At 44.0% G+C, this 25,826-nt stretch carries 22 protein-coding genes and 1 other annotated feature; of the genes, 4 read left to right on the top strand and 18 right to left on the bottom strand.

Translation table 11 applies throughout. The features are described 5' to 3' along the window. Positions 1–110 precede the first annotated feature (110 nt). The 3 genes from PBF_RS11205 to PBF_RS11195 form a co-directional block, all read right to left on the bottom strand. Positions 111–2,471, bottom strand: coding sequence for an FdhF/YdeP family oxidoreductase (locus PBF_RS11205; RefSeq protein WP_035329850.1), 2,361 nt, complete (start codon positions 2,469–2,471; stop codon positions 111–113). A gap of 258 nt (positions 2,472–2,729) precedes the next feature. Then, positions 2,730–3,992, bottom strand: a complete 1,263-nt coding sequence (locus PBF_RS11200) for an L-lactate MFS transporter (protein ID WP_081757271.1) — start codon at positions 3,990–3,992, stop codon at positions 2,730–2,732. 366 nt (positions 3,993–4,358) lie between these two features. After that, complete coding sequence (locus tag PBF_RS11195; protein ID WP_430515283.1) at positions 4,359–5,219, bottom strand: glycerophosphodiester phosphodiesterase; 861 nt, start codon at positions 5,217–5,219, stop codon at positions 4,359–4,361. A gap of 249 nt (positions 5,220–5,468) precedes the next feature. Between PBF_RS11195 and PBF_RS25445 the strand changes: the two genes are divergently transcribed. The 3 genes from PBF_RS25445 to PBF_RS11190 all read left to right on the top strand — a co-directional run bounded on the left by PBF_RS25445 (position 5,469) and on the right by PBF_RS11190 (position 6,304). Beyond that, positions 5,469–5,642, top strand: coding sequence for an aspartyl-phosphate phosphatase Spo0E family protein (locus PBF_RS25445; protein ID WP_081757270.1), 174 nt, complete (start codon positions 5,469–5,471; stop codon positions 5,640–5,642). Between the two features lie 149 nt (positions 5,643–5,791). After that, positions 5,792–5,959, top strand: coding sequence for a hypothetical protein (locus tag PBF_RS26470; RefSeq protein ID WP_200870033.1), 168 nt, complete (start codon positions 5,792–5,794; stop codon positions 5,957–5,959). 18 nt (positions 5,960–5,977) lie between these two features. Further along, positions 5,978–6,304 carry a redoxin domain-containing protein gene (locus PBF_RS11190; protein ID WP_268745108.1) on the top strand — a complete coding sequence of 109 codons (327 nt, stop codon included), beginning with the start codon at positions 5,978–5,980 and terminating at the stop codon, positions 6,302–6,304. A gap of 29 nt (positions 6,305–6,333) precedes the next feature. On the opposite strand, the gene PBF_RS27210 is transcribed toward PBF_RS11190, so the two are convergent. The 11 genes from PBF_RS27210 to PBF_RS11140 all read right to left on the bottom strand — a co-directional run bounded on the left by PBF_RS27210 (position 6,334) and on the right by PBF_RS11140 (position 19,304). After that, positions 6,334–6,426 (bottom strand): putative holin-like toxin, encoded by a 93-nt coding sequence (locus PBF_RS27210; protein WP_226618119.1) that lies wholly within the window; start codon positions 6,424–6,426, stop codon positions 6,334–6,336. A 238-nt stretch (positions 6,427–6,664) separates the two neighbouring features. Then, a complete protein-coding gene (locus tag PBF_RS11185) occupies positions 6,665–7,735 on the bottom strand; it encodes a hypothetical protein (protein WP_235192242.1) in 1,071 nt (356 codons plus the stop codon). A 106-nt stretch (positions 7,736–7,841) separates the two neighbouring features. Beyond that, positions 7,842–7,988, bottom strand: a complete 147-nt coding sequence (locus tag PBF_RS26775; RefSeq protein ID WP_235192241.1) for a hypothetical protein — start codon at positions 7,986–7,988, stop codon at positions 7,842–7,844. A 275-nt stretch (positions 7,989–8,263) separates the two neighbouring features. Beyond that, positions 8,264–9,496, bottom strand: coding sequence for a glutamate-5-semialdehyde dehydrogenase (locus PBF_RS11175; protein ID WP_035329843.1), 1,233 nt, complete (start codon positions 9,494–9,496; stop codon positions 8,264–8,266). After that, positions 9,487–10,617 (bottom strand): glutamate 5-kinase, encoded by a 1,131-nt coding sequence (gene proB, locus PBF_RS11170; protein ID WP_035329841.1) that lies wholly within the window; start codon positions 10,615–10,617, stop codon positions 9,487–9,489. Before proB ends, PBF_RS11175 begins: the two co-directional genes overlap by 10 nt. Positions 10,618–10,662: 45 nt before the next feature. Next, positions 10,663–10,887: a binding site (T-box leader), on the bottom strand. A gap of 137 nt (positions 10,888–11,024) precedes the next feature. Then, entirely contained in the window at positions 11,025–12,824 is a 1,800-nt protein-coding gene (locus tag PBF_RS11165) for an IucA/IucC family protein (protein ID WP_035329840.1), read from the bottom strand. Between the two features lie 12 nt (positions 12,825–12,836). Beyond that, positions 12,837–14,165 (bottom strand): lysine N(6)-hydroxylase/L-ornithine N(5)-oxygenase family protein, encoded by a 1,329-nt coding sequence (locus PBF_RS11160; protein ID WP_035329839.1) that lies wholly within the window; start codon positions 14,163–14,165, stop codon positions 12,837–12,839. Further along, positions 14,137–14,724: a GNAT family N-acetyltransferase gene (locus PBF_RS11155; protein ID WP_081757269.1), complete on the bottom strand. Its 588-nt coding sequence runs from the start codon at positions 14,722–14,724 to the stop codon at positions 14,137–14,139. Before PBF_RS11155 ends, PBF_RS11160 begins: the two co-directional genes overlap by 29 nt. Next, positions 14,708–16,489, bottom strand: a complete 1,782-nt coding sequence (locus PBF_RS11150) for an IucA/IucC family protein (protein WP_035329838.1) — start codon at positions 16,487–16,489, stop codon at positions 14,708–14,710. Before PBF_RS11150 ends, PBF_RS11155 begins: the two co-directional genes overlap by 17 nt. Further along, a complete protein-coding gene (locus PBF_RS11145; protein WP_035329837.1) occupies positions 16,486–17,958 on the bottom strand; it encodes a pyridoxal phosphate-dependent decarboxylase family protein in 1,473 nt (490 codons plus the stop codon). Before PBF_RS11145 ends, PBF_RS11150 begins: the two co-directional genes overlap by 4 nt. Next, a complete protein-coding gene (locus tag PBF_RS11140) occupies positions 17,955–19,304 on the bottom strand; it encodes an aspartate aminotransferase family protein (RefSeq protein ID WP_035329835.1) in 1,350 nt (449 codons plus the stop codon). The genes PBF_RS11145 and PBF_RS11140 overlap by 4 nt, the downstream gene beginning before the upstream one ends. A 339-nt stretch (positions 19,305–19,643) precedes the next feature. Here PBF_RS11140 and PBF_RS11135 point away from each other — a divergent pair, with 339 nt between their 5' ends. Continuing rightward, on the top strand, positions 19,644–21,317 hold the full coding sequence (locus PBF_RS11135) for a ribonuclease J (RefSeq protein WP_035329833.1): 1,674 nt from the start codon (positions 19,644–19,646) through the stop codon (positions 21,315–21,317). Between the two features lie 106 nt (positions 21,318–21,423). Here the strand turns inward: PBF_RS11135 and PBF_RS11130 are convergent, their stop codons facing one another. The 4 genes from PBF_RS11130 to PBF_RS11115 all read right to left on the bottom strand — a co-directional run bounded on the left by PBF_RS11130 (position 21,424) and on the right by PBF_RS11115 (position 25,822). Further along, positions 21,424–21,879: a S1 domain-containing RNA-binding protein gene (locus tag PBF_RS11130; protein ID WP_035329831.1), complete on the bottom strand. Its 456-nt coding sequence runs from the start codon at positions 21,877–21,879 to the stop codon at positions 21,424–21,426. 369 nt (positions 21,880–22,248) lie between these two features. Further along, positions 22,249–23,211, bottom strand: a complete 963-nt coding sequence (locus tag PBF_RS11125) for a bile acid:sodium symporter family protein (RefSeq protein ID WP_035329830.1) — start codon at positions 23,209–23,211, stop codon at positions 22,249–22,251. A 108-nt stretch (positions 23,212–23,319) separates the two neighbouring features. Continuing rightward, the gene (locus tag PBF_RS11120) at positions 23,320–24,936 is read right to left on the bottom strand and encodes an ABC1 kinase family protein (protein WP_035329956.1); all 1,617 of its coding nucleotides are present in this window, start codon (positions 24,934–24,936) and stop codon (positions 23,320–23,322) included. Between the two features lie 121 nt (positions 24,937–25,057). Beyond that, positions 25,058–25,822: an alpha/beta hydrolase gene (locus PBF_RS11115; RefSeq protein WP_035329829.1), complete on the bottom strand. Its 765-nt coding sequence runs from the start codon at positions 25,820–25,822 to the stop codon at positions 25,058–25,060. Positions 25,823–25,826: the final 4 nt, after the last annotated feature.

Here is a 25,826-nt window from a genome sequence, read left to right as displayed (position 1 = left end):
GTTGCAGGAGGACGAGCCTATTTTGAAAATTGGGCAGCAGCAGTTGCTATATTTTTTCTATTCCATTTCCAAACAAAAGAGAGATGGCCCAAAAAGCCATCTCCCTCCTTTTACGCTGGTGCATCAATTTCATCTTCAGCGATGTGTTTTTCGTTATATTCCACGTCTTTGCGTGCATTGTAGCGGTCCGCTTTTTCGAGGGTGACTGTGATGTTGTAGTCAGGGATACCCGCGAATTTTTCGTAGCGGCCTCTTGGCAACAGGAAGTTTCCTTCAGGGAAGTGGACTTCGACGTTGCCGCGGGCGATGTCAACGAATTTGGCTCTTCCCTGGAAGACACCGAATCCGTTGTAAAGGACGATCCCTTCACCTTCTGCAATGCTTAAGTCTTTTCCATCTTCAGCGTTCATTAATACATCGTATCGTCCGGCACCGTTCAGCGGATCCACTTCTTTGTAGACCATGGAATTGAACTGCTTGCCGCGGCGGGATGTGACGATGAACTGGCCTTCTTTTTTGCCAAGGTCAGGTATATCGACTGTAATAAGTGTTCCTTTTCCATCCGGTGTCGGACAGATTCCGTCCTCGCATAGCCATGCTCCGCCCCATTGGAAGACATCCCCTGCTTTTTTCAAGTGCTGGATGCCATCATAATTAGGATTCGCCACTGCAATTTCATCCCGGATTTCCTGTGCATCTTTAAAATCGACAAGATGGGCAGTTTCAGGCTTTACGCGTTTTGCCAGATCGATATAAATTTTCCACTCTTCGCGCGCCTCTGCAATTTTATTTTTATTTCCTTCAATTTCAGGACTGAAGTACACCATTCTCTCCGTTGAAGTGGAGGTACCGCCGCCCTCCTGCTCGTACCTTGTTTTAGCAGGCAGCACGATTACCGCTTCTTTTGCATCTACCAGGGTAGACGTATTTAAAATAATATCCTGGTGAACGCGGATATCCAGTTCAGAAAGAGCTTTTTCGATAAAATCAGGATCCGGCATTGTCTCTAGGAAGTTACCGCCTGATAGATAGTAAAGCTTGATTTTTCGCTCATGGTCTTCTGGGAGAAGGATATTCTCCAGTGTCACCCCGACAATATCACCCTGCCATTTCTCAAGCTCGAAGCCCCAAAGATTTTGAATGCGGGTAAAATTGTCTCCGTAAAAGTCACCGCCAGGCAATACGAATGGATCGGCACCCATTTCACCGCTTCCCTGTACAGATGAATGGCCGCGGAATGGCATCAAGCCATTATGCTTTCGGCCCAGATGGCCGCGAAGCAGCGCAAGATTCGCAACCTGTGAGATATTATCTGTCGCAAAGGAATGCATGGTCAGGCCAAGAGCCCAGGCATAGACAGCGTTTTTGCTGTTCGCAAGCAGTTCCGCAAGCTCAATGATACGCTCTTTCGTTACACCGGAGGATTTAATAATGTCTTCCCATGACTGCTCTTTCACTTTCTTTTTCAAGTCTTCGTAGCCATTTACATGCTCATTCACAAATTTATGGTTGATGGCAGAACCCCGCTCCGCTTTCTCCATATCAAACCAGTGCTTCATGATGCCATGCATAAAGGCAATGTCTCCTCCGATGTTGACCTGATAAAAGTCATCTGCGATTTTTGTGCCGAATAAAGCAGATTCAGGATTTGACGGAATCCAATATTTGTCCATCGCCGGCTCTTTATATGGATTGACAACGATAATTTTTGTGCCGTTCTTCTTCGCTTCAAGCATATACTTGGATGATACTGGCGAGCTGTTGGATGCCACGCTTCCCCAGAATAACAGGACATCCGTTCCGATCCAGTCAAGGTAGTTGGCTGTGGAAGCCCCAACTCCAATAGAACGCTTTAACGCGGTTTTAGAAGGCGAATGGCAAATGCGGCTCGCATTATCGATGTGATTCGTTCCCAGGAAGCGGGCAACTTTTGCGGCCACATAATAGGATTCATTCGTAATTCCGCGGCTCGTCAGGTAGAATGCATACTGCTTCGGATCGAGCACCTTCATTTTTTCAGCAATCATGTTCATCGCATCATCCCAAGTGATCCGGGAGAATTTGCGCTCCCCTTTTCTGCGGATCATCGGATAAGGGATGCGGCCGAGCTTGCGAAGCTCCGTGCTGTCATATTTGCGCAACTCATCAATATCAGCATGCAAAATGTCCGGTTTAATCGCACCGGCTGTGTTTAAACGAAGAACATTTAAACGTGTTGTACAAACATGCGGTCCTTTAAGCGTCTGGTCATAAAGTCCGGAAACGCCAAGCGCACAGCCGTCGCAGACACCTTTTGTTAAAATATTTGTGGCATACCCAATATTATCTTTGTTTTCCCACAGGATTTTTGCTGTATCCCTCATATGTTTAGGCTTTATTTTACCAAGCCCGAACGGAATCGGACTCACCCAATGCTTTGGATCCGGCATGGCTTTTTTATTCTGAGGTCCTGGATGTTTTGTTTTTCCCATCTGAAACACTCCTTTATCTTTTTCTATTTGATAGAGATCCTGAATCTCTTAATTCTCAATGGTTAAGTTGCTTATTATTCTATATGGGCAAATGTTATAAACTTGCCTTTTTTCATGAAAAACCGCCGCAAAAAGCCTCTAAATTCTAGATGCTGATTTCTGCGGCGGTTAGTCTTTAGCAGGATCGCTGCCAAGTGCCATACCAATAGAAAAACGGAAGCGGGGCTGAATGCTTTTCCATGCTGTTTTTCTTAAAATTTAGCTTGCCATACGCTCATTTGCTTCATTTTGCCTGCGCAATTTTTTCATATCAAAACGGATTAAGATGGACACAATAAGTGCCACCACAAAAAGTCCGGCAAAGCTTGTCAGACTTGAAGCATAGCTTCCTGTTGAATCCTTCATCCATGCTGCAAACATCGGGCCTGCAAGCCCGGCTGCTGCCCATGCTGTAAGGATGTAGCCGTGAATGGCGCCAAGCTGCTTTGTTCCAAAAACGTCGCCGATAAATGCCGGGATGGATGAGAATCCTCCGCCATACATGGTGTACACAATAGCCAGCATAATCTGGAAAAGAATCGCTTCTTTTGTGATGGGCAGCAATAGGAATAGGGCGATCTGTGATACGAAGAAAATCGTATACGTGTTCGGGCGGCCAATATAATCAGAAATGGATGCCCATGCCAGACGGCCCAGTCCATTAAAGATGCCAAGCACTCCGACAAGGGTTGCTGCTTCTGCCGTTGTCAGGCCTATGCTTTCCTGTGCCAGCGGCTTTGCAGCTGACAAAATCGCAATTCCGCACGTTACATTAATGAACAGCATGAACCATAAATAATAGAATCGGGTTGTCTTTACAGCTTCATTCGCCGTTAACTGTGCCAAATCCTGTTTGATTTTGATTTTTCCGGCTGCAGCCTTTTCCTTCATGCCTTCAGGTGCCCAGCCTTCTGGCGGCTTTTCTAGGTATAAAGATGATAATGTCATAATAATCAAGTATGCTGCACCTAAAATAAAGAACGTGTTAGCAGTACCCGCAGATTTAATCAGTCCATCCATGACAGGGCTCGCTACCGCTGCAGCAAAGCCGAATCCCATGATGGCCAGGCCTGTTGCAAATCCGCGGCGGTCAGGGAACCATTTTACCAATGTGGATACAGGTGCAATATAGCCTACCCCTAAACCAATTCCCCCAAGAACGCCATAGGTTATGTACAAAAATGGCAAGGAACCCATATTAACTGCCAATCCGGCTCCAAGCATGCCGGCTCCAAAGAATCCTGCTGCCAGAAGACCAGCCTTTTTTGGTCCATGCTTCTCAACAAAGTGGCCAAGAAATGCTGCTGACAATCCCAGAAATAGAATCGCCAAACTGAAGGTCAGCTGTACTTCCTTTGATGACCAGCCAAACTGCTCAATCAATGGATTGGTAAAATTGCTCCAGGCGTAAACCGAACCGATGGAGATATGAATCCCTACGGCCGAGGCGGCAATCAGCCACCGGTTTTTTGTCTTTTTCACTATCTTTCCCCCTCATAATGCTCGTACCCTGCTTATTAAAGCGGTTACAGGATTGTTCCTTGAAATAAAAAAACCGCCAATCTCTCCCGCATGCCCAAACTTGGGTATGCCGAAGCAGGATTGACGGTTAGTATCAAGCAGGATTCGCTGCTTAAAGGACCAACTGTTAATCTTCATAGAATCTGATGACATTTTAACCGACGACAGGTTCGCTATCTCAAATCAAAATGTGACAGATTTTTGAACTATTAAAAATCATATCACTTTGAAATAACATGTTCAAGCCCTTTTTAGCAATTTTTCACTATGGCAGTGTTGGTTTAAATAGAAAAAGAACTCCGGAAATGATTCCAGGAGTTCTTCTAATTATTGCCCTTTTTTCACATCATGAAGCAAATCCGGATGGTTTGTGAACATGCCGGTTACTCCCCAATTAATCAGCTGCTTCATTCTTTCCTTGTCATTGACAGTATATGGATGCAGTTCAAGTCCGCTGTTCACAACCTTTTGTACATATTCCTCATTTAAATACGTATGATTAGGACCAATGCCCATCGCGTACTGCTTTATTTCCATAATCTCTGCATCAGTGATTTCTGCGTTCGCTTTATATGAAATTAATTGTACAAGTTTAATAGAGGGGTCCAATTCATTCATCACTTTAAGACTTTGAGGGCTGAATGATTGTACCAGCAGTTTATTTTTATTAATATTATACTTTTCAACCAGACGAAGCAGTTCTTTTTCCATGCCAGGATAAACATCCGGTGATTTTGTTTCAATGTAGTAGCTGCTGTTTTTTCCAAATTTCTTGAAAACCTCTTCAAGTGTTGGCACCTTTAATCCTTCGTATTCCGCTTTTGCTGCATAAGGGTACTTTTCGTTAAACCAGCTGCCAGCATCAAGCTGCTTAATTTCTTTTAAAGTATAATCCTTTACGGATCCTGTTCCATCTGTCGTCCGGTCAAGCGTCACATCATGCATCGCAATAAGGTGCCCATCCTCTGTCATCTGCAAATCCACTTCAATATAATCCCCATGCATTTTCTCGCCCATGTCATATGCAGCAATTGTATGCTCAGGTGCATAACCAGAAGCCCCGCGATGTGACACATTTACAATGTCCTTATGCATGTCTTTTGCCAGCGCCGCACCTCCTCCAAACGCATTTAGCCCAATAACTGCCGCACCAATAACCGAAATCATTTTCTTCTTCAATGTTTCCATCCCCTATCTATAATGGTTTACACATTAAGAATAGTGACGAAATATTAACCCTGTTATATTTTTATGTAAAACCTGGAAGAATAATAGATTACAGAAATATTAATACAAGCCTTTCTGAATGGGACTCATTTACCATTGTAGAAACTTGTAATCTTTTTATAAGTTTTGTCGAATCTGTTTATTTGCCGTTTAATTTGTCGATAATAGAATATATTATTTATTATTTAATCCCGAATAGGAGCCGAATCAATGACTGCACCTTCGACTGCTATAAAAAAACTTCATCACGACATCGATATCTTGCGCAAAAAGATGATTTCTGTTGGAAAAAACAAGGGATTGTCACACCCTGAAACGCTCATGTACTCAGAGGAGCTCGATAAGCTCATCTATAAAGTGCAGCGAAGCAAGCTCATCCATTAGAACAACCCTCAATATTTCATAAAACGCACACTCTTGTAAAAAGGAGTGTGTTTTTTTAGATTTAAGCGCTCAATCGTGCATTTTAATTGAGAAAAACGAAAAAGTCCTCCATAATGATAAGATAATAACTTCAAGGAAATGGAGATCATATGAAGAAAAAGTTCATGTTTTTATTAGCAATCGTTCTTCTTGTTCTGACAGCCTGCGGTAAAGATCAGGCACAGGAAGCAATCACCTTAAAGGACCAAACCGGCAATGATATTACCTTCCCGCAGGACAAGCCAAGTGTCTTCTTCTTTATCACAACATACACCTGAGGACTCTGTCAGCAGCAGCTGGTCGAGCTGCATCAGAATATGGATAAATTTGAGGATTTGGATGCCAATATGTACATCGTCAGCAATGATCAGCCTGAGCAGCAGCTTGAGCTTTATCAGGCTTTGGAAGAAAAGATGGGGCACAGCCTCCCGTTTGTCTCAGACCCTGAAATGGAGCTCATTGAAAGGGCCGATATGAAAAATGGCGAATCAGCCTATAGAGGCTATGCTTTAATGAATGAAAAAGGCAATATTGTGTTCAACAAGGTTAATGACCATTGGGGAGAAGAAATCGATAAAACCGCAGAAGATATTAAGAAAGAATACGAGGGGCTTTCCAAATAAAGACGAAAAAAACACGCTTGAGAGCGTGTTCATGAATTCCTGTCTCTATCTGTGAACTGGAGCATGGCGATAACAAACATACCGAAACTGATCATCAAAGACAACACTTCAAAGGTACCCATTTATACATCGCCTCCTTACCTTCAGCCTTCCCGGAAGCAAACTTGTCCTATACTCAGGATAAGTGCCTAATTGAAAATCCGTTCAAAAGGCCTAAAAAGAGCCGGCCGCATTGCAGAATTGCATGCGGCTGGCTCTTTTCCGTCTCCGGGATTATACTTATTTTCGCATAACCTGAATTTACTTTTGTATCGACCTATTTACTTTCGTATAGCCCTATTTATTTATGTGCGTTTGCACTTAGGCCGAACTTTCCTTTCTGAATCCGGCAGGAATCCGGACATGCCTCCTTCTTAATGCATCAGCACTTAAATATATTTCAACGACAAGTAACAATAAAATGATCCAGATGCCTGTATTCAGGATAACAGCCTGCAAAGGGCTTTCTATGAAAAAGGTAAACGTAAAGAACATCGCAAAAGTGAAGATTCGGCTCCACTGTGTCACATCGTAGGTGAAGATGCCTTCTTTTAAGCCATAAATACGAATGCGACCTGCAAGTCTTATGATTTCAATAGACTCTACGATCATGAAGATCAGGAAAACAGCCAGCCAAAACCACAAAACAATCGGACCTGCAGCGATACCGGATTTGAACATGGCAAGCCCGCTGATCGATAACGCGCCGTGAAAAATACAATTGGTATTATTCCAGTCTTTCGCTAAATTCCAGTCGCGCGAAGCATAACGCTTCAGAATAAACCAGGCACTGATAAAATAAAGGAGCAATCCAGTAATAATAAGAACGGCATTCAATAAGACAGGAACCTCTTTAAAAACAGTATTAAAAAGGAGCACAAGTGACTGTGTGCTGACCGTGGTCAGCAGCAGAACTCCATGTGCCTGCCGGCCAAAAGGTGCAGCTCCCAGCTCCTTGAAACCTTTAAAGCTAATCCAAATATAAATAACCCATAATCCTGCATTCAGGATCGCCAGCGCCTGGGCTTCCGCACCTGCTCCAAATTGCCTGGAGAACAAAGTGCCGCAAATCGAAGTGCCGGCCACCCAGGTTCCGATGCCAAAACGATTAATGGGATTAGCATAATGCAGCCTCCTGAACTCTCCTTTAAGAATGGTCATTCCAATGGATACGAGGAATGCCAGCCATAAAGCTAAATCAGCTATGCTGAGAATCTTGCCGAAGCTTCCCAAAAAGAAAGGCATCCCGAAAAAATTGAGCAAAACGCCCTGTGTCACGATGCCAAATGCCATCACAGCCGCCATGGCAGCCGTATTGATATTAATTTTTTTAAGTATGATAAATAAAACAGCCCCAATAAAAAGAAAGCCGAGCAAAAGGAAATATAACACTATAATCACCGTATTTAATTTATTTACTATTATTATAGCATTCTATGCAAGTGACACTTTTGCTGCGGAAAAAAAGACAGCGCATTTTACATGCACTGCCAGCTCTCTAGATCAGACCGTTTTTTCTATTTTCTTTGCCTTCTAAATTAGCACCCTCAAATGGAAGTTCAATTTCCATCTTCGGGCCTTCCCCCACTTTGCTTTCGATGGTTAAGCGGCCATTATGGTTTTCGATAATTTTATAGCAAATCATCAGACCCAGCCCGGTTCCTTTTTCCTTTGTTGTATAAAAGGTTCCCCCAGGCTTGAAATCCGATCTTCCAAAATGCCAACCCCTTGATCGATGAATTGAACGGAAACGGTATTGCCGGTCTTTTTCATGACTTTAATCGTTAATTGGCCGCCGTCTGGCATGGCTTCAAGCGATTCTTAATGATATTCAGGAATACCTGTTTCAATTGATTTTTTTCACAATGAATCATGGGGGCATGAAGATTATTCGACTGCCTAAATGACCATAAATCCCGCTTACTTCTTCACCTGCCCATTCCCTTTCACAATAAATTTCGTCGATGTCAGAGCCGGCAGCCCCATCGGACCCCGGGCATGGAGCTTTTGGGTGCTGATGCCGATTTCAGCGCCGAAGCCAAACTCGAAGCCATCTGTGAAACGGGTGGATGCATTATGGTAAACTGCAGCTGCATCGACTTCATTCAGGAATTTTTCCACACTTTTTATGTTTGAAGAAATAATCGCTTCTGAATGTTTTGTGCCAAAGCGGTTGATATGAGTAATAGCCTCGTCCACGCTTTTCGTCACTTTCAATGCGACTTCCAGCCCTAAATATTCAGCGGCCCAATCCTCTTCCACGGCCGGGATGATTCCTTCCCCGCCGACACCTTCACCGCCATGAATCACAACCCCTTTTTCATTTAATGCATTCACCAGATCGTCCAGCCCCTCCCACTCTCTGTGAACAAGGATCGTTTCGCAGGCATTGCAAACGGACGGACGCTGTGTTTTGGCATTAACCGCTATGCTAATCGCCATTTCCTTATCAGCACTTTCATCAATATAGATATGGCAATTGCCGGCACCTGTCTCAAGTACCGGAACTGTGGAATGTTCAACTACTGTCTTAATTAGCTTTGCCCCTCCACGCGGAATCAGGACATCCAGGTAATCGTTCAGTTTGAACATAGCTGAAGCAGTTTCGCGGCTCGTATCCTCAATAAGCTGCACAGCATCAGACGGCAAGTCGCTCTTTTCCAGGGCATGATGAATGACCTTCACAATGGCTTTATTTGAATGAATGGCAGTTGAACTTCCGCGCAGGATAACAGCATTACCTGTCTTCAAACATAAGCTGGATGCATCGACCGTGACGTTTGGACGAGCTTCATAGATCATGCCGACAACTCCAAGCGGGACCCTTACTTGTGTAATGGCGAGACCGTTCGGACGTTCCCATGAGGATAAAACCTCCCCAACCGGATCGTCCAGATGAGTAAGTTGGAGTAGTGCGTCCGCCATATCCTGAAGCCGGGCTTCATTTAAACGCAGACGGTCTAATAAAGCATCACTCATTCCATTTTTCTTTCCTGCGTCCAGGTCTTTCCCATTTTCTTCTAAAATAAAATTCTTCTCCTGCATCAGCTGCCCTGAGATCAGTTCAAGCGCATGATTCTTTTGCATTGTCGTTTTTTTCGCCAGCTCTGCAGCTGCCTTTTTCGCTTTTTTGCCTTTATGAATTAACTCCATGAACTTTTCTCCTTTCTTTTTTGGGTTACCCAGTGATCCCGGTGAATGACAACCCGGCTGTCACTCCCGGCCAGCTGCATGGCTTCCGCACTGGATAGCCCTTTAATAGCCCGCAGCTCATCGGATGAAAAATTAACCTGCCCCTTGCCGATCAAATCCCCTTTTGGACCTATCACTTCTACGACATCCTGAATTTGAAAATGGCCTATTATGCTGGTCACTCCTGCAGGCAGAAGGCTTTTTCCCTGAGTTAATATGGCATGTGCAGCTCCGTGATCCACTTCAATTTTCCCATTCGGAACAGAGTGCAGCGCAAGCCACTGCTTGGAGGTTTTGACACTCGGCTGTGACCCCGTGCCGATATAAGTCCCATCCCCTTTGCCTTCAAGAATCTCAATCAGCTTTTCCGCGCCATGCCCCTCGCCTATGAAAACCTGCACACCCAGAGCCAAAGCTGTCCTTGCCGCCGCAAGCTTTGTCACCATTCCGCCGGTTCCCACCTTTGAGCCTGAGCCCGCGGCAGCATTCAGCAAGTCTTCAGTTATTTCTGTTATAAAATTGAACTTTTTTGCTTCTGAATGAGTGCGGGGATTGGCATCATAAATTCCATTCACATCTGTCAGGATGATCAGGCGGTGTGCCTGTACCAGCCCGCAGACAAGTGCTGACAGCATATCGTTATCACCAAAGGCCAGCTCCTCAATCGATACAGAATCATTTTCGTTAATGATCGGGAGCACATTCCGCTTCAATAGTTCAGACAATGTGGCATATGCATTTTGATATTGCTCCTTGTGCAGGAAGTTTTGTCTGGTCAGCAGCAATTGCGCCGCTACGATTCCATGCTTTTTAAATTCTTCGGTATATCCCTGCATTAACAGCCCTTGACCGACAGCTGCGGCGGCCTGTTTTCCGGCGATCGTCACCGGGCGTGAAGGATAGCCAAGATCCGCAAACCCTGCGGCGACGGCCCCGGATGATATTAATATCACTTCATGCCCCTTCTCTTTCAGCAGGGAAAGGGCAGCTGCGTGTTCCTCCAGCTTTTCAATACAAAGTCCGCCATTCATATTTGTCAGCGAGCTGCTTCCGATCTTGACGACAATCCGTTCCCTTTTCACATTTACCACCACCTTTATAAATAAAAAAAGCCCTCCCATCCCTAAAAAAAGGACGGAAGAGCTTTGTCTTTCGCGGTACCACCTTTATTGGCACTTCACACAGCAAGTGCCCGCTTTGGAAATCCTTTAACGCAGGAAATTCGGCCAGGTTTGCCTGGCAGCTCAAGGGCTAGGTTCAATAGCTTTGCAGGCTGCAGGATCTTTCAGCCGGTGAATCCCGCTCTCTTCTTGCCTGAGTTCTATTTACTGATTCCCTGTCAATGCTGTTAATGTTTTCATAATATTAGAATTATTATGCATGTTTCTGTATTTTATGTCAATGATTAATTTGCTGATTTAAAGGGGTAAATGAAAGCGCAATGCGCCTGGAGCTGGACAGTTTACTAACTTTAGAAGTTTATACTCTGTTACGCCATAATCCTTTCTTCCTTAATATCATATAAAGCATTGCGCACTTTTCCAAATTCAGAGGCATGCGGCCGGTCTTCCCCATCACCGTAGCCATAGTCAACCATGCGGTTCCGGTTCAAGCAGAGTTTGGTCAGCTCCGGCTTGAAGAAATCAAACAACTTGAACCGTTCTTCAAGCTGCGGGAACTTTGCCTGATAATCCTGAATAGCTTCTGCCAGATAGGACCAGAATGTATTTTCCTCCATCAAGTTATGATTGATCAGCACGTTTGATAAATAGCGGAGGTGGCAGATAAACAGGCCGGTAAAAATAAATTGTGTAAGACCCTCAGGCGGTTCACTGCGCAGCACAGCTTTCAGGTTCTCATCCAGCCCGGAAAGCTCCTGAAATGGCTGGTCTGATATATTAACGTCATCTACATAATCTTTAACTGCCAATCTCACGGGCTGTGAATCTTTTAAGATAAGAATGGTGTTTTGCCCATGTGGGGAGAAGACGGTTCCATACTGATAAAGGAAATGCAGCAGGGGCGGCATGACGACATTGAAAAACTGCTTCATCCACTCATTCGCGCTGATTCCTGACTTCTCTATCAGACTATGAACAAACGGTTTTCCATAGGCATCTTCGTGATGCAGAGCTGCAAGGGTAATCGGTTTTTCCCCTTCCTTCAAATACGCATAGATGCTTTCCCGCCAAATGGCGCCGAGCATTTCATTGTACTGATAAGGTGCTCCATTTAAAGAATTGTAATAAGGGTGATCGACATTGATGCTAGCGATTTCCCCCGGCAGCACAACCTCACACTCTTCCTTTAAGAAGCTGTCATTCTCAAAAATTCCTTTAATAAAGGCCGTAACCTGCGGGGCAATTACCGTCCGTTCGGAAGGAAGCCCGCGGTAGACCAGTGTATTTAAAATGCTCATCGGAAGCTTCACATGGTGTTTCCTCTTATCACTCATATTCACAAATGTCCGTATGGACTGCTGGGGCAGATAATGGTCTGTCCCTTCTTCAAGAGGGATCATTTTTTTATTTGCCAAATCTTCCGGGAAGTTTTGGATCAGAATGTTTTTCCATTGCCATTCATGCACCGGCATAAAAAAGTATTCTGAGGGATTCAAACCATATTTTCTGACGATGTCTGAAAAATTTCTGGTCATTTCATCACCAAGTTCATTCTGAATCAGTTTCTCATAGTTTAGCCCAGTGACAGACTGGAATTGGGCACGCCCCCGGTGGATCGCTATCCAGAACAGCTTTGTTTCATTGTGATTTTCCGGAGCGAAGTTTAAGTAATCATCCATGCCAAAACCGATGCGTCCTTTGTTATAGGTAATCCAAGGGTGGCCGGTCATTTCGCCTTCCAATTCCGCATAATCAAGTTCCGTTAATTCATCAGCTTCTTTTCTGTGATGTACCATTAAATTTGCATCGGCAATCAGGGTATGATTCAATTCCCTGATCAAGTGCCCCGCTGTTTCGGATGACATGCCAATACTCTCCTTGATATCAGTGAGAAATTGAATCGCATTGACAGCCGGCTGCCATGCGTCCTTTTTAAAGGCTTCAACGGAATCCGCTTTTATGTCAAAACTGTCAAATAACCGTTTTTGTGCCTTAAAGCGGTACCTGCGGCCTGTGGCTGTCTGTAAATAGTAAACATTGTCTTCTAATTCTGGCTGAATCATGTCTTCATACATAAATTCTGAAAGCATTTTGGCCAGCAGATTTTGATTTACCTTTTCCCAGACTTCCTTCTGCAAAATTTCTTCAGTTTCATTGATAAATAACATACTGTTCCTCCTTTATCTGACTGCGGCTGTCTTCCAGGATTCATCCGCTTCAAATGATTGAAATACATTCTTTTTGTTCACCTGATAGATTTCCCTGCCGTAGACCTGGTTGATGATGACAGCGTTCCGGTATGCCCCTAGCCCAAGGTCAGGTGCACCGATGCCATGTGTATGAAGTTCCCCGTTTTGGATGAAAATCTTATTTTTTTTCGTGGTTCTAGTCTCCAAAGTATAATCGCGCATCACCTTGAAGCGATTATGATCATCCCAAACGATTTCGTCCTGCATCTGGAGAAGAAAATGCGGCATGGACGGTGCATAACCAGTCCCTAAAATGACGAAATCTGACTCCAGCTGAAATAATTCTTCAGAAACACAATGTTTTAATGTCAGCAAATGAGTGCCATTCCTTCGTTCGATTCCTTCCAGTTCTATCATGGCGAGCAAATGAATCGGCGGCCTATCCCCGCAAGCTGTTTTATCATACAAAAGGTCATAAATATCAGCGATCGTATTCATGCTGATTCCCTTGTAAAGAAGATCCTGCTTAGAGAGCAGAGCCTCCTTCTTTTCCTCAGGAAGCTGGAAAAAGAAATCGATGTAATCCGGCGAAAAATACTCCAGGCCCAATTTGCTGTATTCCATCGGAAAGAACCCTTTTGACCTTGTGAACCAATTTAATTCATAGGCACCTTCCTCCTGCTCCTGCAGCAAATCATAGAAAATCTCGGCTGCGCTCTGGCCTGAGCCGATTACAGTGATCGAACCTGCCTGCTCAAGCTCATTTTTACGCTCCATATACTGAGAAGAATGCATGACATGTGGACTCAGATGCTCTTCCAGATGTGAAGGAACTGAGGGGCTAGTTCCAATTCCGACTGCGACATGTTTTGTCAGGTAAAATTCAGCTTCACCTGTTTGCACATTTCTGACAACAACTTCATACAGTTCATTTATTGGGCTGATTTTTTCGACCCGGAAGCCAAATCTGCAGGATGGCAGCTGGCCGGCTACCCAGCGGCAATAGTCATTGTATTCTTTTCGCGGAATGTGAAATTTCTCCAGAAAATAAAAATGGTAAAGCCTGTTATGGGTTTGAAGATAATTTAAATATGTAAATCTGCTTTGCACATCGGCCATACTGATTAAGTCAGCGAAAAATGGCACTTGAAGGGTTGTTCCCTCGATCAGCATCCCTTTATGCCAATTGAATTCCGACCTTTGTTCAAAAAACTGGACATCCTTTCCTCCTGTTTCTTCCATCATGGCGGCAAGGCCGAGATTGAATGGGCCGATGCCGACACCTATTAGGTCATACACTTTCTGCTGCTGTAAAGACATCCTTCCATCTCCTTTCAAACTGTTCTCTTTCACAGAACATCAGCATGCCCGTCTTATCCGGCAGCTCAATGGGCTTTATTTTTTCAAATCCGCATCTCTCAAAAATATGAATCATTTTCTTATTGCGGATGTCCGGCTCTGCGATTACTTTTTCTGTCCCCTGATGTAAAAATTGAAAATGGACCATTGCACGCAGGAGCGGAAGAGCATACCCTTTTCCCAAATAATCTGATTCACCAATCAGCAGATGGATTCCCCGGTCTTCAGGATGAGGATCATAGCAGCTTTCAACCACATCCCCATTAACCCAATACGCTTCCCAATAGCTCATTGGAACTCCATCCATCAGGCCTAAAAAAAGTGTCTGATGTGTATCAGCCAAAAAGCCTTCCAAATGAGTCCAATATTTTTCATAAGGGATGTTCAGATTCCAGAATGGACTGACATGACGCTCCTGGTGCCATTTATGAAGGGTCCCCGCATCCCTTTCCAGCTCGACTTTTACAAAGGATATGGCCTGATACACTTCCCGATCATAAAAACTAAACTCCGGCTTCATCAGCAATCAGCACCTTTTGCAGCGGATTTGGGATTTTCGTATAAACAGATTGGGTTTCCAGTGAACCGACCAGTTCATCCATATCATAAAAACGTGTGAGCAGGTTGGCTTTGCAAGGAAGCTCCTTCAAATGGAGCAAGCTTCTAAGCAAGGCGCATCTCCCCCCGGTCTTTTGATCATGGTTTAAGAGTTTTTTCTTCAAAATGGACAGGAGTGCTTCCTCATCAGCGAGTCCCGCTGTCCCAAAACCATTTATGAGCCCAAACAGATGGTTCATAAAAAAGTAATAGCGGAAGCGCTCGATTGCGACATCATCACTGCAGAGTGTAGAACTTTTCCGGCTCACATCCGGAATGATTTCGGAAAGCAGCTCAGCTTTTGATTCACTAAAATAATATCCCTGATTATCCCGGTAATAGAATGTGGACGGGTAGCCGTTGTCCAGCTGGACAATTGAATTTTGCTGATGAGCTTCCAGCGCTACCCCATAAGTTTCATACAGCCAAATCAAAGGATCGAGTGTAATGGATAGGTATTTTTCAAACCAATCCCGGCTGACTTCCGCCGTCATCCGATTTTCTTTTTCTGCTATTTCATGGATAATTGATTCCAGGCGGGTGCGCCCGCCATAACCATGATTCTGAACAAGGCCTGCTATTAAACTTATATTGCTGTCATTCTCATAAAAGGGATTTTCACGGATGACCACTTCAAATCCGGAGATTTCTTTATCCAACGGAATATTCAGGAAAGCAGGATCCTGAATGATATGGAAAGCTGGATACAGTTCCTGGAGCTTATTGCCCAACTGGGATTGCATCAGCCTCGTCACTTCTACTCCCCTGTAAAGTTCCTTTTCGAGATTCACCCTCAGTGAATTTGTAATTTTCACCGGAACTGAAAACTTAAACATATGGGGAAAATCCGGATTATAAACGGTCCTCATGGAAGACGTCGCCTCGAATGGCATTCCGTAAGGGCCAATATAGACCAGTTGACCTGAATGAATCAAATCCTGCACTTGCCTGTCTTTTAACAGAACAGGCACCTGGAGCGGATGAACAGGGATGAAGACAGATTTAGGGTCCAGGCCAAACTTTTCTTTAAATCCTTCATCACTCTGCAGCAGCTCCATTATAATCTCTGCGGCACTGGCCAGATCAGCTGAGTCCTGAGAGACAATCGCCCGGTCCGCCTTAAAAAAGTGAAGCTGGAAGCTGCCCTTTAGTTCCGGAGAATAGGAAGACTCCGCTTCAAAGGACATTCCCTGTTTGCTTTTTGGCGTAGGATGGAGCAGGTGGCCAAATAACAGCGACTGCTCTGCTTCAATAAAGGTAAAGTCAGTTTTCTGAAGACTTTCTGAATCCCCTTCACGCTCCTGCAAATAGCGCTGAATATTGCGGCAGCTGAGAATCGCCCGCAGCATCAGCTCATCTTCCGCTCCTTCTCTTTCTGCAGATGACAGTAATTCCTTGCTGATCAGGGAGACCAGTGTGACATAATCAAGAGGAACACTCTTCCCATTGACTTCCATAAAGAGCGGAAATTGAAAGGTATGGCTTCCGGTCAGAGACCAGTGCCTGACCGCAGCATAAATAACAATATCCAATTGGGCCAGTTTGATTTCCAGCCAAATAGAAGGTGTTTTTCCTTCCCATTCAGGCTTCCAATTTTCAGACACCCGAAACTGCTGTGTTTCTCTTAAATAGCAGTTTAAAAAACTCTGCATGCTTGCCTGCTGTGCTATTACAGTATGATCTGTCAAAGGGCTTCCTCCTTCTGTTTGAACTCTTTTGCAAATTGCATGAGAGATTCAAAAGCTAATTTCACTTCAGCCATTGTTGTCTGCGGATTTAATAGTGTGAATTTCAGAAACTGCAAGCCATCTACTCTTGTTTTAGCGATCAGTCCTTCTCCGCTATGCAGAAGTTTTTTATAAATGTACATGTTAAGCCCATCAGCATCCTTTTCATCGGATAACCGGAAGACAATGGCATTTAATTCAGGTTCAGGATTTACCACGTCAATCCCTGGTGTTTCCCTTAGCCATAGGGCGGTTTGTTTTGCCAGCTCAATCGTATGGTCAATCATGCTGGAAAAGGTTCTTTCTCCAACCATCCTTAGTGACATATAGAGCTTTAGAGCATCAAACCGCCGTGTAGTCTGGACCGATTTATTCACCAGATGAACTAGTTCATCTTCTTCGGGATTTAAATAATCTGCGTGGCAGGACAAATACCTGAAGATTGATTTATTTTTAACAAAGAAGGCTCCGCAGCTGATAGGCTGATAAAACATTTTGTGAAAGTCGATGGCCACCGAGTCTGCCAGATTGATTCCAGCCAATTTGCCGTGATGTTTTTCACTCATAACCAGTGCTCCGCCGTATGCAGCATCTGCATGCAGCCACATTCCGTTTCGACTTGCGATATCCCCCAATTCCACGAGAGGGTCCATGCTTCCAAAATCAGTCGTTCCACACGTGGCAGCGATGCACATAGGGTGATAACCGCCAGATTTCAGGCGCTTGATTTCTTCTTCTAAAGAAGTAATGCACATTCTCATTCCTGCATCGGTTTTGATCTTCACCACAGCCTGTTCACCGAGCCCGAGCTGGGAAGCTGATTTACTTACAGTAAAATGGGCTTTTTCTGAACAAAGAATCCGCAGCTTATGAGCTTCAGCAGGCAACCCCAGTTTTTTTACATCCCAATTCCACTGTGTCTGGCAATAATGATCCCGTGCCAGCAGCAATCCCATGTAATTTGATTGTGTACCTCCGCTTGTGAAGGTGCCGTCTGCACTATCGGCTAACGAAAGCTTTTCTGACATCCATTTCATCATTTTTTCTTCCAGATAAGTAGCGGCTGTGCTCTGATCCCATGAGTCCATCGACTGATTGAGAACAGCGATAATCAATTCAGCGGCGATGGCTGGGATCAGCGGGGGACAATGCAGATGCGCCATGCTGCCAGGGTGAGTTACATGGATACTGTTGCTTACGACTTTGTCCATTATCTCCTCAATTACCTTAGACGGAGACTCGCCATTTTGTGAACTGTTTGCTAATAGGACAATTTCCTTTTCAATTTCCTCTGCCTTTTTGCCGTTGAACACGTTCGGCTGCAGCCGGTAAAATTCACCAAGTAAATTCTGGACCTCAGAAAGGGTCCGCTGAAAGCTATTCTGGCTTTCAGCGTGGTGAGATAAGAAATACTGCTTAAAATGATTCATTTGACTGCTGCCTTTACAGCATCTGTAAAGATGCTTATGACCTCATCCAGCTGTGCATCTGTAATGATAAGCGGAGGAAGGAAACGGACAACGCTGCCATGTCTGCCGCCGACTTCAAGGATTAAGCCTCGATTAAAGCATTCTCTCTGGATACGGCTTGCAAGGGCCTGATCTGCTTTGAATTCCCCTTTTCGGCCGGTTGGTGCAGATGGATCAACAATCTCTGCTCCAACCATTAGCCCCCTGCCGCGAACATCGCCAATTTCAGGATATTCCTCCTGCAGAACCTTTAGCGCCACCATCAGCTTTTCACCTAATACGCCAGCTTTTTCAGCCAATTTATTGTCTTTTATATAGCGAAGAGTGGCTGTTCCAGCGGCCATCGCCATCTGGTTTCCTCTGAATGTTCCAATGTGTGCACCCGGAGACCACTGATCAAGCATCTGGTTATAAATGACGACGGATAATGGCAGGCTTCCGCCAATTGCCTTTGAGAGAACAACAACATCAGGGATAATGCCTGCATGTTCAAAAGCGAAAAGCTTACCAGTTCTTCCAATGCCTGTCTGTACTTCATCGATTATGAGCGGGATATCCCTTTCTTTTGTAATTCGGCGAATTTCCTTTAGCCACTCGACCGGTGCCGGGATTGAACCTCCTTCGCCCTGAACCACTTCCAGAATGATGGCAGCAGGCGGCAGTATACCGCTTTCGGGATCATCGAGAAGGTTTTCAATATAGCGGCTGCTGATTTTATGTGTCTCTTCCCCGCCAACCCCGAAAGGACAGCGGTACTCATATGGATATGGCATAAAGTGGACATCAGGCATCAATCCCTGGACTTTTTCCTTTGGTGAAAGATTTCCCGACAGCGCCATCGTTCCATGTGTAGCCCCGTGATATCCTCCCTGGAAAGACAGGATGCTCCTTCGGCCTGTTGCCGTTTTAACGAGTTTGATAGCTGCTTCGATCGCATCTCCTCCGGTTGGGCCGCAAAATTGAATCTTCGCCCCTTCGGCAAGTTCTTGTGGCAGGCTTTTAAACACTTCACTTACAAATTCTTCTTTTACAGGTGTTGTTAAATCCAGTGTATGTAAGGGCCGCTTATCATGAAGGACCTTCTCGATAGCCTCCGTAACGACCGGGTGATTATGGCCAAGGGCCAGGGTTCCGGCACCTGCAAGGCAGTCGATATACCTTTTTCCGTCTGCATCCTTCACATAGACACCTTCGGCTTCCTCAATCGCAATCGGAATCCGCCGTGGATAGCTTCGTGCGTTCGATTCGCGCCTTTCCTGCTGTTTTAAATAAAATTCATTGGTTTTCTCTATTTGCAAAATGCTCATAAATTTATTTTTCCTCCTTCATTCTTGTTGAAAATGATTATCATTACTGATTACATGATCACTTTAAATGATAATGATTATCATCGTCAATAGGAGTTCTTCCCTAATTTACTTTCTTGTTTGAATTATTTCTATTTTTTTTAAGTCTTCCGTTGGATAGTGATGCAGTAAAATTCGAGAACAATTTCAGTATTGGAACTCATTTGAAGCGGTAAAGATTGTCACTAGGCTTATTAAGTCTTTTGTCACCGATTCGGCACTATTTTTTTCTCCCTGTTCTACATTTCAGACATCCAAATGGGAATGCTAAGAAAAATCTTAAAGTGGGAGGATTTGCATATGGAGTCAAACGGTAAGCAGTTATCCATATTTTCTCTGGGCGGCATCAATGAAATTGGGAAAAACATGTATGTCATCCAATATCATAATGATATTGTCGTGATTGATGCTGGAGGGAAATTCCCCGACGAGACATTGTTGGGGATCGATTTGATCATTCCGGACATCACATACCTTGAGGAAAACCGGGAGAAAATTCGCGGGTTGATTGTCACTCATGGACATGAGGATCATATTGGCGGGGTTGCCTATCTCCTGAAAAAAATTAATATGCCTGTTTATGCCACCCGATTTACACTTGGGCTTATTGAATTAAAACTAACGGAGCACCGCCTGCTTGGTGACTCCGAGCTGATCACCATTGATTCTGATACCCGCCTTGATTTTGGTGAGTTAGGCGTCAGCTTTTTCAAAGTGAATCACAGCATCCCGGACTGTCTGGGTATCGTGTTTAAAACACCCGAGGGAAATGTCGTTCATACCGGTGATTTTAAATTTGATTTGACCCCTGTAAATCAAGAGCATGCTGATATTCACAGAATGGCTGAAATCGGGCGGGAAGGAGTTCTCGCATTACTTTCAGAAAGCACTAATGCTGAGCGGACTGGCTTTTCGCCAACTGAGCATATTGTCGGGGAAAATATTGAGGAAGCATTTATGAAGGCTCCGCGCAAGATTATCATCTCAACTTTCGCTTCCAATGTGAGCCGTGTTCAGCAGGTGGTCGCTGCAGCCATTAAGGCAAACCGGAAGCTTGTCCTGCTTGGCCGAAGCATGGTGAATGTGGTGGATGTGGCCATTGAACGCGGGTATCTGGCCGTTCCGGAGGGAATGATCATCAACCCAAAAGAGGCAATGAATCTCGCTCCTGAAAAGGTATGCATACTATGTACCGGCAGCCAGGGTGAGCCGATGGCTGCCCTCTCACGCCTTTCTTCCGGAAATTACCGTGACGCTGAAATTCATCCTGAAGATACCGTGATTCTGGCTGCCTCCCCAATCCCAGGCAACGAACGCGATGTTTCAAAAATTATTGACAACCTGTTTAAATTGGGAGCGCGCGTAATTTACGGTTCAGGCAGCTCAACAGGAATGCATGTGTCCGGTCACGGCTATCAGGAGGATTTAAAGCTTATGCTCACATTGATGAAGCCGAAATATTTTATTCCCATTCACGGTGAATACAGAATGCTTCATCATCATAAATTGCTTGCTGAATCGATTGGTGTTGAAAAAGGGAATACTTTTATCATTAAAAATGGAGATGTCGTTGATATTGAAAACGGAGAAGCACGCCAGACAAGGCGGGTGCCTGCAGGAGATACGTATGTGGATGGAGTGGGTGTGGGTGACATTGGCAGCATCGTGCTCCGCGACAGGAAGCAGCTTTCCGAGGATGGCATGCTTGTGATCGTACTGACCATGAGCAAGAGTGAACGCAAAATGATATCAAGGCCGGATACCATCTCCCGGGGTTTTATTTATGCACGGGAATCCGAAGACCTGCTGAGAGACATAAACCGGATTGCCGAAAAGACCGTCAACGATCTTCCTGAACAGGATAAAAGCCAGTGGAATGTCATCAAGCAGAGCATCAAAAAATCACTTGGACAGTTTTTATTTGAAAAAACAAAGCGTAAACCAATGATCCTGCCGATCATAATTGAAATATAAACGAAAAGAGGCAAGCCTTAAACGGCTTGCCTTTATCACAGGATAACGAACAATCAGTCAGGAAACTTCCTTGCTGATTGAAGTTTCCCATTATCTAAAGGGCTGCTTATCCGCGGCGTCCGCCTCGGCCGCCCCGCTTTCCTTCAGTATTGCGCTTCAATGAAGAAATATTTTCTTCACTCGATTTTAAGAATTTTGCCATTTTGTCTTCAAAGCTTTCCTTTGGCTTAAAGTTTCCTTTTGAACGGAAATCTCTGGAACCACCGCCGCGGCGATCATCTCTTCCCTGGCGCGGTGGGCGCTGTGAATAAGAGGATTGGCCTTCCGGTCTGTCCACTGCTTTTTTGATGGACAAGGCAATTTTGCCTTCCTTCTCACTAAGCACTTTAACAGTTACTTCATCGCCAACTTTTAAATGATCATTGACATCTTTAACATAGCTGTCAGCTACCTCACTGATGTGAACTAGACCAGTCGTGCCGCCTGGCAGCTCGACAAAAGCTCCGAAATTTGTAATCCCTGTTACTTTTCCTTGTACCTTGCTTCCAATTTCGATTGACAAAAAAACTTCCCCCTCGGTAGTGTTAACAACGTCTTATTATAACTTTTTTTAAAGATAATTTCAATGCCGGCGATATCCCCCGATATTCTACCCGGAATTAAGGGGGTTAAAACCTGTTTTCGGGTGAAAATTATGTATTTCATTGCGTATTGGACCATTAAGTGAATTTTTTAAATGAAATTAGTGACCATATTCATATCTTGCCATGCGGATGCCGCTCTTTTATATTGAAAAAAATTTTTTATGTGCGCATAACGCTTCTTTATGTGCGGAAAGTTGATTTAGCCAATTATTCTTATACAAATTGAAATTCTTGATTAAGTTACTAATTTTCAAACTAAAAAAGCTCCTGAAACAGGAGCTAAATTGTTACACACTATGACCATCCTGCAGAACCTTCCTGCTGAAATGACGCTTCATAATGAGTCCATACAGGGATGCCAATACCTGCTGAAAGAGCATGCCGATGACTACAGGAACCGCAACAGGTGCAGGAAAATAAGTGACTGCCAGGACAGAGCCAACACTTATATTCCTCATGCCTCCATTAAATGTAACAGCCACCGTCGTGCCCTGATCGTATTTCAGTACATTTGCGATGATGAAGGAGATCAGATAGCCCATAAATGCCACACAAAATACAGTGATCCCGATGAGGATCAATTTAAGATTGACCTCCTTCAAATACGGGGCAACAACTGCTCCATTTAGCATAACCACAATGGCCATGCCAAGCTTTGAAAAAGGAGATAGCCGGCTGCTTAAGGCTGCAGCGCTTTTTCCTGCAAATTGATTGAAAAGCATGCCAAGAAAAGAAGGCAGAACAATCATGCCAAATAACCCGGTCATCATCGGCACGGCATCGATCTGTACAGATTTCTGGAAAAATACAGACAAAGTCAGCGGTACAATAAAGGGTGACAGAAAGGTATCTACCAGAATAATAGACAAAGTCAGCGGGATATTTCCGCGATATATCGAAACCCATATAAAGCTTGATATGCCAGTCGGAATGGCCATAGCCAATACCAGCCCGGTAATAGTTAAAGAATCATCCCCGAACGCAAGTGTGCCGGTGCTCCATGCAAAGAGAGGCATCAAAATATGAAGCAAAAACAAAATGAGAAAAAGCGGCTTTGGATGGTGAATGATTTCCTTTAAACTGCTAAAACTCGAGTTCAGACTGCCTGAAAACGTCATAAGTGCAAAAACCCAAGGAATGATAAAGGCAAAATCCTTTATATAACCTGCGAGCATAACACCAAGAACCACGCTTATTGGAGTAATCAATGGCATCATTTTCTCCAGCTGTTTATTGATTTGAATCAGCACACTGAGTACTCTCCTTTTCCGAATAATTGTTTACCTAACAAAATATTTTATCATAATCCGGCAGTTTATAGTTCAAAAGTGAAAAAGAGCCAAAATCGGCTCTTTTGATTATCGCCGTTTTTCCGGCATATATTTCAGCCATTTCCCCAGTCTCCAGCTGTTCACTCCATACCCTAAAAGCGCAATGCCTGCTATGCCTGCGGATAACTGCATGATCAGTGTTTCTTCTGCATAAACGCCAAAGCCTGACCCAGTTAAACCCAGCATGAATAGCTGAAAAAGCTGCTTTTTCCGATTTTCATAGATCGTAAATTGAAACTCTCTTCTTTGACCGGCCTCTTTCATTTTTTCCAATTTACGAGGTGTTTCCAGGAACTCCGCTGCGGAATGAAAAATTTTAAAGAACGGCTGGGATTGGATAATGTTCCAAATAAATGACCATTTATTCCCCTGTGAGCTTAACCATTCTGTAAAAACAGGTTTCCCTAGCTCAAGAAGATCTTCATCTGGTGCCAGATGGCGAACAATCCCTTCGATTGTCATAAATGATCTGCCAAGAAAAACAAAACGTGTTGGCACCTGGATCGGAAGAGCAGCAATCAGATCATTTAGTTCAAGCTTAAGAGCCACTAAATCCATGTCCTTTACCTGAGAGAGATCAAATGCCATCCATTCTGACAGCATTTTCTCCATTGTTGCCGCATTAGCTTCCGGCAGAAGAAATCCCAGCTGTGACAGACATTCGACTGCTGTACTGTAGTTTTTAGCGAGAATGGATTCAATTAGACTCTGAAAAGAAACTGCATCTTTTTTTGAAATCTCACCGGCCATACCGAAATCGAGAAGAATGATCCTTCCCTCCCTTGTGAACTGTACATTTCCTGGATGGGGATCGGCATGAAACATACCAGGTTCCAGCCATTGAGGCAGGAAGATCTTCATCAAACGGCGGGCCAGATCCTGGCGGGGCATTTCAAGTTTTTCAACTGCTTCTGAATCATTAAGCCTTTTTCCCTCCACCCATTCCATCACAAGCACTTTCGAGGTGCAAAGCTCCTGATGCACATCAGGAATTTTCACCATTTCACTGTCTTTAAAGCGTTCCTTAAAATAAAGCAGGGTATCCTTTTCCTTTGTAAAGTCAAGCTCCCGCTCAATAACCTGCTTAAGCTCCTGAAAAAGGACTTTTAAATTAATGAATCCCTTTGGAATAGGGACAAACCGATCTGCGAACCAGACAAGAATACTCAGGGTCCGGAAGTCGGTATGTACGATAGATTGAATATTTGGTCGCTGCACTTTAATGGCGACAATTGATCCATTCTGCAGAGCGCCTTTATATACCTCTCCAATCGAAGCAGATGCTATGGCTTCTTTTTCAATCGCCACCACCTTTTTAGAGAGCTCGCTTCCCCACTCTTCGTTTAAAATTTTTTGGATTTCACCCCATTCTGACGCAGGCACCTTATCAGTCAGGTCTTGAAGTTCCTGGATGAAAGCTTTTGGTAGCAAATCAGAACGAATGCTGATGAACTGACCAATCTTAATCAGCAGCCCTTCTAATTCAAAAAGTGTTGTCCGGAAGCTTTTCCCGATGGCAGACCATAATTTTTCCCACTCAGCTTCTGATTTGCGGGTCCATTTATACCAGTAAATCTGTAATATAATGTGAAGTGCCAAAGAAAACACTTTATACATGCGGAGCCATTTACTTCTCGCCTTCATTTCCATCATCTTCTTCCCTATGTAGATGTACTGTATTATTCTGTAATACAGGCTAAATACCCTTTTCTTTTATACGACAGCATGTTTAAAAAGTTTCATAACGTAAAAAAACAGCCCGTCCTTACACAAAGGACAAGCTGTTTGCCTGATTCTCCTGGATATACTGATGAGTTATGCTGACAATCTTTTCTTTATCATGGTCCATGGATGCCACATGATAGGAGTTATAGAGCGATATAGCTTTCTTTTTCTTGGAGCCAATCTTTTGAAAAATAAAATCTGTACACTCTGCAGGCACTACATGATCTTCTATCGACTTGAAGCCTAACACAGGTGTATTAATGGAAGATAATAGGTCTGGTGTTCTTTCCATGACTTTCTGCAATTCGATGATGGAGGGGACCGGAACTTTCCCGTACGTAATTTCCTCTACATCCTCTTTTTTAATATCAGGTGCACCTTCATCAATGTACCTGGGGTTTGATTTTCCGATTAAATTTTCATAACATGGAACCCGGAGAGCGGCATTTATTAACACAATACCTGCAATTTCCGGATATTTATTAGCAAGCCAAAGTGTCAAGGCACCACCCATCGATTGACCTGCAGCATAGACAAATGTGCATCTTTCTTTTAAAAATTGATAACCCTTTTCTGCTTCAGCAAACCAATCCTCATGAGAGGTATTTTCAATATCTTTATAATGTGTGCCGTGGCCTTTAAGCCTTGGTGCAAAGACAGTATAGCCAAGCCTGGCAAATGATTCCCCCAAAAACCGGACACTCTGGGGAGTTCCAAGAAAACCATGAGTGATCAGGATCCCAATCTCATTGCCTTCATAGTAAAATGATTCTGCACCGTCCAAAACAGGATAACGTTCATTCATAATC

This window comes from Cytobacillus firmus DS1 (genome assembly GCF_000565285.1).
Lineage (GTDB): Bacteria > Bacillota > Bacilli > Bacillales > Cytobacillaceae > Cytobacillus > Cytobacillus firmus_A.
This window is presented reverse-complemented; position numbering and strand designations above follow the sequence as displayed.